This window comes from Streptomyces sp. NTH33, assembly GCF_003236365.1.
In the GTDB taxonomy this organism is placed as follows: domain Bacteria; phylum Actinomycetota; class Actinomycetes; order Streptomycetales; family Streptomycetaceae; genus Streptomyces.
In genome coordinates this window covers 1-5,784 of the sequence record NZ_POTZ01000437.1, presented here as the reverse complement: position 1 = coordinate 5,784, position 5,784 = coordinate 1, and the positions used below count along the sequence as shown (strand labels likewise).

Sequence of the window (5,784 nt, the reverse complement as noted above, 5' to 3'; positions counted from 1 at the left end):
GTGTGGAGCTCGTCGTCGACTCCCACACCGCGATGATCACGGGCGAGGGGCTCATCGCGACCCCCGGTGTGGTGGACTCCCACGTCCACCTCTCCAGCCCCGAAGTGGTCCCCGCGGCGCTCGCCGCGGGCGTCACCTCCCTGGTGGGCATGGGCATCGGCGGGGTGTGGGACGTGGGTGCCAACCCCGCCTACAACCTGCACAGCCTCATCGAGGGATGGCGCGACGCGCCCGTCAACGTGGCGTTCCTGGCCCGGGGCTCCTCGTCCTCGCAGGAGCTGCTGGAGCGCGCCGTCCTCGCTGGAGCCGGCGGGTTCAAGATCCATGAGGACTGGGGGGCGACCCCCCGGATCGTCGACACCTGCCTGGGCGTCGCCGAGCAGGCCGACCTGCCCGTCGCCCTGCACACGGACACCCTCAACGAGTCCGGCTACCTGGCCGACACGCTGTCGGCCACCCGTGGGCGCACCGTGCACGCGTACCACGTCGAGGGTGGCGGCGGTCATCCCGACCTGCTGGAGATCGTCTCCCAGCCGCACGTGCTCACCTCCTCCACCACGCCGACCCTGCCGCTGACCCCGGCGACCGTCGCCGAGCTGCTGCCCATGACGATGACGGTGCACCGCGGCCACCACGGTGTCGACAGCGACCTGTCCATCGCGGCGAGCCGGGTGCGCGAGCACGCCATCGCCGCCGAGAACGCCCTGCACGACCTCGGCGCGATCAGCATCGTCAACTCCGACTCCATGGGCATGGGCCGCATCGCCGAGACCGCGCGCCGCACCTGGCAGCTCGCCCACGTCCAGGCCCACCTGGCGGGGGAGACGGGTCCGGACGTCGTCAACAACGAACGGGTGCTGCGGTACCTGGCCAAGATCACGCTGAACCCCGCGATCGCCCACGGCATGGCCGCCGACGTCGGCTCGCTGCGGCCCGGCCGTATCGCCGACATCGTGCTGTGGCGCCCGGTGACCTTCGGCGCGCAGCCGGAACTGGTGCTCAAGTCCGGGTTCGTGGCCTGGGGGCTGTCCGGATCGGGCTCCGGCTCCACCCGGCTGACCCAGCCGCGGGTGATGAAGCCCTACTTCGGCGGTCTGGGCGGGGCTCCGCGCCGGCTGTCGACGGTCTTCGTCTCCCAGGCGTGCCTGGACGACTCCGCCGCGTCCGAGGCACTGCCGAAGGGGGTCCGGTACACGGCTCTGCGCGACAGCCGGGGTCTGACCCGGGGCGACATGGTCGCCAACACCGCCGTGCCCGACGTCAAGGTGCCCACGACGCCCGACGCGGTCCTGGTCGACGGACGTGCGATCGACGTCCATCACGCCGCCGACCTGCCGCTGACCCGGCTGCAGAACCTGGCCTGACCCGAACCGACCGGTCCCCCTCCCGTCCCTCCGAAAGCCCCTCCATGCTCGATCTCAAACTGTTCAACGCCCGCATCCGCACGGTGGACGACCGGTACCCCCGCGCCCGCACCCTCGGTGTCCTCCACGGCCGTGTCGTGGGCCTCGACGAGGCGGTGCGGGACCTGCCCGCCCGCACCACGCTCGACTGCCGCGGCGCGGTCGTCGTCCCCGGGTTCGGCGACGCCCACAACCACATGGCCTGGTTCGGCCAGTCCCTGGGCGAACTCGACCTGAGCGAGGCGACCACGACGGCCCAGATCCACGACGCCGTCGCCCGCCGTGCGGCAGCCCTGCCGGCCGACGCCTGGATCGTGGGGTCCGGATACGACGACACCGTCATGGGCGCGCATCCGCACCGCACCGACCTGGACCGGGCGGGCGGCGGGCGGCCGGTGTGGCTCAAGCACCGCTCCGGGCACATGTGCGTGGTCAGCAGCGAGGTGCTGCGGCGGGCCGGCGTCCTGGACGGCACCGCGGACGCGCCCGACGGCGGGGTCGTCGTGCGCGACGGCGGGGGCGCGCTGACCGGGCTGCTCCAGGAGAGGGCCCAGACCCTGGTGACCGACCTGGTGCTGCCGTATCCGGTGACCGAGCTGGCCGACGCCCTCGGCAGGGCGAGCGCCGTCTACGCCGCCGAGGGGCTCACCCACGTGGTGGAGGCCGGGATCGGACTCGGCCTCATCGGCCGCAGCCCCGTGGAGGCCGCCGCCTACCAGCTGGCCCGTGAGCGCGGCACGCTGCGCACCCGGGTGGAGCTGATGGTGGCCTCCGACAATCTGCACGCCCTGCGCGCGCACGCCGACGACGGCATCACCACCGGGATCGATCTGGGGCTGCGTTCCGGCTTCGGCGACGACCGGCTGCGGCTGGGCCCCATGAAGATCTGGCTGGACGGGTCGCTGATCGGCCGGACGGCCGCCGTCTCGGAGCCGTTCTGCGGGCACGACCACGCCTCGAGCGTCTTCCAGGGCGGGCCGGAGCAGATGCGCCGGCTCGTCGTCGACGCGCACCGGGCGGGCTGGCGGGTGGCCGCCCACGCCATCGGCGACAGCGCCGTCGACCTGGCCCTGGACGCCTTCGCCGAGGCGCAGCGCGTCCTGCCCCGCCCCGACGCGCGGCACCGCGTCGAGCACTCGGGGGTGGTCCGCCCCGACCAGCTGGACCGCTATGCCGAACTGGGCGTGGTCCCGGTGCCGCAGGCCCACTTCCTGTACGCCGTGGGAGACACCATGGCCGAGGCGCTCGGCCCCGCACGCGTCCCGTGGATGTACCGCCACCGCTCGTTCCTGGACCGGGGGATCCGGGTGCCCGGAAGCTCCGACCGCCCGGTCGCACCGGGCGCCCCCCTGCTCGGCATGCAGTCCATGGTGGAGCGGCTGAGCCGGGCGGGCGTCGTCCTCGGCCCCGACGAGCGGGTGACCGCGGAGCAGGCCCTGCGCGCCTACACCCTCGACGCCGCGTGGGCCTCCCACGACGAGGACCGGCGCGGCAGCCTCACCCCCGGCAAGTACGCCGACTTCGTCATACTTTCCGACGACCCCGTCGGTGTTGACAGTGATCGGATCGGCGCCATCGGCGTCCTGGCCACCTTCGTGGCCGGCGAGTGCGTCCACGGCGCCGGGACGCTCGAGGACCTCACAGCAGTGAACGGCCCTCTTCCCACGGCCGCATCCCCACGGCCGCATGCAAGGAGCAAGAAATGAGCAAGACGGAGCAGACCGCCCCAGGGGCGCCTCCGGGTACGTCAGCCGTCGTCACCGGCCAGGACGCCGGCCGGGTCGCCTTCGCGGCCTTCGTCGGCACGGCACTGGAGTGGTACGACTACTTCCTCTTCGGCACCGCCGCCGCCCTCGTCTTCAACCGGCTGTACTTCACCACGCTCAACCCCACCGCGGCCACCCTGGCGGCCTTCGCGACCTTCGGGGTCGGATTCGCGGCCCGGCCCATCGGCGCCCTCATCTTCGGATGGCTGGGCGACCGCATGGGACGAAGGCCGGCCCTGCTGATCACCGTGGTGATGATCGGTGCGGCGACCGGCTTGATCGGTCTGCTGCCGAGCTACGCCGCCATCGGTGTCGCGGCGCCGCTGCTGCTCGTGTTCCTGCGGCTGCTGCAGGGCATAGCCGTCGGCGGGGAGTGGGGAGGCGCCGTCACCCTGGCCGTGGAGCACGCGCCGCCGGAGAAGCGCGGCCGCTACGCCGCACTGCCGCAGGTCGGTTCGCCGGTGGGCACGCTGCTCTCCTCCGGGGCCTTCTCCCTGGTGCTCCTCCTCCCGTCCGGCTCCTTCGACTCCTGGGGCTGGCGCCTGCCGTTCCTGGCCGCCTTCCCGCTGCTGGGCGTCGCCGTCTACATCCGCCGCAAGGTGGAGGAGTCGCCGCTGTTCGACGAGATGATGAAGCAGGACGAGCGGGCCAAGGTCCCGGCACTCGACGTCTTCCGCCAGGCGTGGGGGCGGCTGCTGGTGGCGATGGCCTCGGCAACCCTGGGCGTGGGCGGGTTCTACCTGCTGACCACGTTCATGATCAGCTACGGTGCCGACACCCTGGGGATGTCGCGTTCCCTCATGGTCAACGGAACGCTGGTGGCGGCCCTCGTCCAGATCGTGGTGATCCTCGCCATGGGGCGGGTGGCCGAGCGCATCGGCCCCGGCCGGGTCACGGTGTGGGGCGGCCTGCTCACCGCGCTGCTCGCCTTCCCCATCTTCTGGATGGTCGAGACCAAGAACCCCGTGGCGGTCGTGGTGGCCATGGCGGGCGGCATCGGCGTGCTCTCCATCGCCTACGCGGTGTCCGGGGCGCTGCTCGCCGAGCTGTTCCCGGCGCGCCTGCGCTACAGCGGCGTGGCCCTGGCCTACAACCTCGCCGGCGCCCTCACCGGTTTCCTGCCGTTCCTGGCGGCCGCGATGCTGGGGGCCGTCGACGGGACCCCCTGGCCGGTGGTCCTGCTGCTGGTGGGACTGTCCCTGACCACCGCCCTGGGCGGGTTCCTGGGAGAGCGGATGCGCGTGAAGGACAACGTGGTCGCCACCTGACTCCCCTCGGCCCGCGGGGCTGCCGCCCGCTCGTGAACCCCGTCTCCGTGTGTCCTGCCGCTCCTGAGCGGCAGGACACACGCCTGTCCGGTCATGGTCGTCGCGCTAGGCGGAGGCGCGCCGTACCAGGGTCGTCGGCAGGACGATGCCGCGGGGCGTGTCGTCCGCGCCCTCCTCGGAGCCGTCGCGGTCCGGGCCGCGCAGCAGCAGGCGGGCCATCAGCCGGCCCATCTCCTCTATGTTCTGGCGGACGGTCGTCAGCGGTGGGTCGGTCTGCTCGGCCACCGGCAGCATGTCGTCGAAGCCGACCACGGCGACGTCCTCGGGCACCCGCAGCCCGCGCTCGCGCAGCACGCGCAGGGCGCCGGAGGCGGTGAGGTCGTTGGCGGCGAACACGGCGTCCAGACCGGGGCAGCGGTCCAGGAGTTCGCGCATGGCGCGCTCGCCGCCCGCGGGGGTGAAGTCGCTCTCGGCGATCAGCCGGGGATCGGTGTCGCCCACGACGTCCCGGTAGCCGTCGAGCCGGTCCGCGGCCGAGGTCTGGTCGAGGGCCCCGGTGATGTGCCCGATCCGGGTCCGGCCGAGGCCGGCCAGGTGCCGTACGGCCTCCCGGGCGCCGCCCCGGTTGTCGCTGTCGACGTAGGCGATCCCGTGGGTGCCGTCGCTCCAGCCGGGCCGTCCGCCGAACACGGTGGGCACCCCGGCGCGCTGGATCAGCCCGGGCAGCGGGTCGTCGAGGTGCAGCGAGAAGACGAGCGCGCCGTCGACGTGGCCGCCGGCCAGGTAGCGTCCGACCCGGGCGTGGTCCTCGCGTCCCTCCGTCAGCAGCAGCACGAGCTGGGTGTCATGGGCCGTCAGCTCCTTGCTGATGCCGCGCAGCTGCAGCCCGAAGAAGGGGTCGGCGAAGACCCGGGTCTCCGGTTCGGCGATGACCACGGCGACGGCGTCGTGCCGCCTGGTCACCAGGCTGCGGGCCGCCTGGTTCGGCACGTACCCGAGTTCCTCCACGGCCTGGAGCACCCGCTCGGCCAGCGGCCGCCTGACCCCGTCCCCGCCGTTCACCACCCGGGACACGGTGGCCCGCGACACCCCCGCCCGCGCGGCCACGGCCTCCAGCGTGGGACGCGGCGCTGTCTCGGTCACTTCGGCACTCCTCACCGGCGGTTGCGGCTCAGGATAGCCCTGGACCGGAACCGGCTGTGAGCGCTCTCAGTGCCCGTGGGGCTCGTGTGGTGGTTCGTGGGGCTCGTATCCCGGGATCGTCCCGTCCGGCTTCCTCACCAGGAACAGGCCCACCATGCCCATGTCGGAGTGGCTCTGCACATGGCAGTGGTACATCCACGCGCC

At 73.0% G+C, this 5,784-nt stretch carries 5 protein-coding genes; 3 read left to right on the top strand and 2 right to left on the bottom strand.

Features of this window, described 5'->3' with window-relative positions:
• The 3 genes from C1I97_RS29805 to C1I97_RS29795 form a co-directional block, all read left to right on the top strand.
• Nucleotides 1-1,364 (top strand): urease subunit alpha (locus tag C1I97_RS29805; RefSeq protein ID WP_111006213.1); only part of this gene is annotated, 1,364 nt, incomplete at its 5' end.
• A gap of 44 nt (nucleotides 1,365-1,408) precedes the next feature.
• The gene (locus C1I97_RS29800; protein WP_111006212.1) at nucleotides 1,409-3,109 is read left to right on the top strand and encodes an amidohydrolase; all 1,701 of its coding nucleotides are present in this window, start codon (nucleotides 1,409-1,411) and stop codon (nucleotides 3,107-3,109) included.
• Complete coding sequence (locus C1I97_RS29795; RefSeq protein ID WP_111006211.1) at nucleotides 3,106-4,437, top strand: MFS transporter; 1,332 nt, start codon at nucleotides 3,106-3,108, stop codon at nucleotides 4,435-4,437. The genes C1I97_RS29800 and C1I97_RS29795 overlap by 4 nt, the downstream gene beginning before the upstream one ends.
• 105 nt (nucleotides 4,438-4,542) lie before the next feature.
• Here C1I97_RS29795 and C1I97_RS29790 read toward each other — a convergent pair whose 3' ends face one another.
• Together C1I97_RS29790 and C1I97_RS29785 are read right to left on the bottom strand one after the other, a co-directional pair.
• The gene (locus C1I97_RS29790; protein WP_111006210.1) at nucleotides 4,543-5,580 is read right to left on the bottom strand and encodes a LacI family DNA-binding transcriptional regulator; all 1,038 of its coding nucleotides are present in this window, start codon (nucleotides 5,578-5,580) and stop codon (nucleotides 4,543-4,545) included.
• 66 nt (nucleotides 5,581-5,646) lie between these two features.
• A partial coding sequence (locus tag C1I97_RS29785; RefSeq protein ID WP_181446971.1) for a multicopper oxidase domain-containing protein occupies nucleotides 5,647-5,784 on the bottom strand: 138 nt, incomplete at its 5' end.

Excerpts from the sequence above, each read along its gene's own strand:
- C1I97_RS29795 (WP_111006211.1), top strand. The coding sequence starts at position 3,106 with ATGAGCAAGACGGAGCAGACCGCCCCAGGGGCGCCTCCGGGTACGTCA.
- C1I97_RS29800 (WP_111006212.1), top strand. The coding sequence starts at position 1,409 with ATGCTCGATCTCAAACTGTTCAACGCCCGCATCCGCACGGTGGACGAC.